The sequence below is a fragment of the Geobacillus sp. G4 genome (genome assembly GCF_040327975.1).
GTDB classification, from domain to species: Bacteria; Bacillota; Bacilli; order Bacillales; family Anoxybacillaceae; genus Geobacillus; species Geobacillus thermoleovorans.
This window is the reverse complement of sequence record NZ_JBEPJY010000040.1, coordinates 1-2993: the sequence shown is the minus strand read 5'-3', so window position 1 is coordinate 2993 and position 2993 is coordinate 1. Positions and strand designations below refer to the sequence as shown.

The following is a 2993-nucleotide window of genomic DNA, read 5'->3' as shown; positions in this document are numbered from 1 at the left end:
AGAAAAGGGGAGAGGGCTTTCTGAAAGAATGTGCAAAAAAATGGGCGTTTTGTGCTGAAATAAAATGATAATTTACATTTTCGGCGAATGAAATCACTTTTTTCTGTTGGTCCACGTGAGAAATCTCCTCCCCTCGAAAGTACAATCGAATATCTCCATTTAATCGCTCCTTCACCAGAATTTCTTTGCCCGCATACTCCGCCGATAAGAGCCATTGTTCCCCTTTGTAGGAGAAACTGCCATCCCAATGCACCTTCCGATAGGAAAGATAGCTCGTATCGTAATCTTTCAACGGAAGAGGCTTGAGTGACTCCTCAGCCCAACGCTCTTGCGGAGAAATACCGGTAGTGGCGTTTGGCTTCCGATTCGCCACTTGATCGAGCCAACGATGTAAAAGGAAATTTAATTCTTCGATGCTTTCAAACGATGTTCCTACATAGAAGTGATCCATAATATACTGAATGGCTCGTTCGACTTTTCCCTTTGTCTGGGCCCGGTAAGGCCGGCATACTTTTGGAATAAATCCGTAGTAACTCGCAAATTCGGAAAATCGTTGATTCCATTTCACCACTCCTTGTTCTCGCCCGTCTGTAACGGTCTTCATATTGTCAAATAACACCTTCTTCGGAACCCCGCCAAAGTACTTGAAGCTCTGAATCAGGCATTCCATTAAGTGTTCCTGATCCTGGCTGACCGTAAATACCGCGTATTTCATCCGCGAATAGCCTAACACAGCCACAAATAGCGATAACTTGACTTTTCTCCCTTCGATCACGACCTCCCCGACTTCTTTCCAATCGACTTGCATTTGTTCGCCAGGAAGCGTTTCATAACGAACGGTGTATTTCTTTTTCGCCGTCTCTCGGAAAGGTTTCATATAGTCTTTTAAAATCGTCTTTCCTCCCGTATAGCCCTGTTGTCGAATTTCAAAAAACAACTTTTCGCTATTAAACACCCCATCTTCTAACATTCGTTTTTGAAGATACGGCTTAAATGGATCTAACTTGCTTTTTCTTTGTTTTCGCTTGGATTTGGAAGGAGGATTGGGGGAGTGAATATATTTTCGGACGGTTTTCCGATCGATCCCCAATTCCCTCGCAATATCGGAAATACTCATTCCCCTTTCATACATCTCTTTGATCATAAAAAATTCCCCTCTCGTAATCATGAACCATAGCTCCTCTCGTTGACACTATGGTTCTATTGTAAGTGGGGAATTTTATTCCGGCTATATTGGGGATTTTATCATCGGCTTTAACAATGACTTTTTGTTCCCAAATGATATCCGTTGTTTTTATACTTACTAATTCATTTACTCGAACTCCCGTTTCCAACAGCAACATCATAATCGTATAATCCCTTAAACCTACAAACGTGCGAAGGTCGCACGCTTTAAATAACGCCTTTATCTGCTGGTTGTCAAATGTTTCTACAATTCTTTTTCTATCCCTCAACAATTTGATGTCTTTCATCGGATTGCTTTTTATGAGATTTCTACCTTCTAAAAAGTTAAAAAACGCCCTTAAAGCCCTCAAACGAGAATTGATACTGACTGTCTTAAGACCTTTTTCTTTCATGTACATAATGACATTTCGCTTAATGGTTTCTCCTGTCCATTCACTTACACGCAACTCGATTTCTTGCTCTTTCAGCAGTTTTATAAACGCATTTAACTCACTGCGGTAATATTTAATCGTATGTTCCCGCAAATTTCTTAGTTCGCAATCCTCAATAAATATCTCTAACAATTCCTCAAATGTGTATTCAATTTCTCCTATGTCATCAGATATTAGCAATAACTCCTCACGACTTAGCTCTCCTCTTCTTCCTCTCTTGCTCTTTCTCTGCAATTTTCTCTCATTTTCTATTCTTTTCACTTTCCATTTCACCTCACCGAACACGATTGTACGCACACGATTTTCTTTTCTCGAATCGTATTCGTTAAATAAAAAACAAGGGATTTCACTTACGTGAAACCCCTTGTCCCTAAAGCCTTTCTCCTATTTTCGATGCCGATGGTGGGAGTCGAACCCACACGGGGGGCTACCCCACACGATTTTGAGTCGTGCGCGTCTGCCAATTCCGCCACATCGGCGCGACAATCAACATTTTACCAAATTATCTTTCAACTGTCAACACTTTTTTATTCATTAGATATGGAGGCGGCACCCGGATTCGAACCGGGGATAAAGGTTTTGCAGACCTCTGCCTTACCACTTGGCTATGCCGCCTTGATCAAGAGCGGAAGACGGGACTCGAACCCGCGACCCCCACCTTGGCAAGGTGGTGTTCTACCGCTGAACTACTTCCGCATCCGTGGCTGGGGTAGCTGGATTCGAACCAACGCATCACGGAGTCAAAGTCCGTTGCCTTACCGCTTGGCTATACCCCAACGTTGTAAGTGAAGGGCGACTAGTGGGAATCGAACCCACGCATGCCAGAGCCACAATCTGGTGCGTTAACCACTTCGCCATAGTCGCCATGATCATGATAGGAATGGCAGGGGCAGTAGGAATCGAACCCACACCGGAGGTTTTGGAGACCTCTGTTCTACCATTAAACTATGCCCCTTTGTTAAAATGGTGGAGGGGGACGGATTCGAACCGCCGAACCCAAAGGGAGCGGATTTACAGTCCGCCGCGTTTAGCCACTTCGCTACCCCTCCAAGGAATGGTGCCGACTGCAGGACTTGAACCCGCAACCTACTGATTACGATTCAGTTGCTCTACCAATTGAGCTAAGTCGGCATAAGATGAATGAACAAGGTGGCTCATTGTTGAGCTCTGTGCCTCTTCCTCTACCAACTGATTCGAAGAAGCGGAATGCGTCGAGGCAACTCGAAGCGAATTCGATGAAGCAGATGCTCGTCTCTACCAATTCAGCTAAGTCGGCATGCAAACCTATTCTAGTTGTTTCATGGTGGCTCGGGACGGAATCGAACCGCCGACACAAGGATTTTCAGTCCTTTGCTCTACCGACTGAGCTACCGAGCC

At 44.4% G+C, this 2993-nt stretch carries 2 protein-coding genes and 9 tRNA genes; all 11 read right to left on the bottom strand.

The window, feature by feature from the left end:
* On the bottom strand, positions 1 to 1168 hold a 1168-nt coding region (istA, locus tag ABS784_RS16715), incomplete at its 3' end, for an IS21 family transposase (RefSeq protein WP_352513330.1).
* Positions 1125 to 1877, bottom strand: a complete 753-nt coding sequence (locus ABS784_RS16710; RefSeq protein WP_352513328.1) for a tyrosine-type recombinase/integrase — start codon at positions 1875 to 1877, stop codon at positions 1125 to 1127. The genes istA and ABS784_RS16710, both read right to left, overlap by 44 nt.
* Before the next feature lie 133 nt (positions 1878 to 2010).
* Positions 2011 to 2095, bottom strand: a tRNA-Leu gene (locus tag ABS784_RS16705).
* A 62-nt stretch (positions 2096 to 2157) separates the two neighbouring features.
* A tRNA-Cys gene (locus tag ABS784_RS16700) sits at positions 2158 to 2231 on the bottom strand.
* A 9-nt stretch (positions 2232 to 2240) separates the two neighbouring features.
* Positions 2241 to 2312 (bottom strand) — tRNA-Gly (locus tag ABS784_RS16695).
* A gap of 5 nt (positions 2313 to 2317) precedes the next feature.
* Positions 2318 to 2392: transfer RNA gene (locus ABS784_RS16690), tRNA-Gln, on the bottom strand.
* A 15-nt stretch (positions 2393 to 2407) separates the two neighbouring features.
* Positions 2408 to 2480 (bottom strand) — tRNA-His (locus ABS784_RS16685).
* Between the two features lie 17 nt (positions 2481 to 2497).
* Positions 2498 to 2571 (bottom strand) — tRNA-Trp (locus ABS784_RS16680).
* 9 nt (positions 2572 to 2580) lie between these two features.
* Positions 2581 to 2665: transfer RNA gene (locus ABS784_RS16675), tRNA-Tyr, on the bottom strand.
* A 6-nt stretch (positions 2666 to 2671) separates the two neighbouring features.
* Positions 2672 to 2747 (bottom strand) — tRNA-Thr (locus ABS784_RS16670).
* Positions 2748 to 2917: 170 nt separating this feature from the next.
* Positions 2918 to 2993, bottom strand: a tRNA-Phe gene (locus ABS784_RS16665).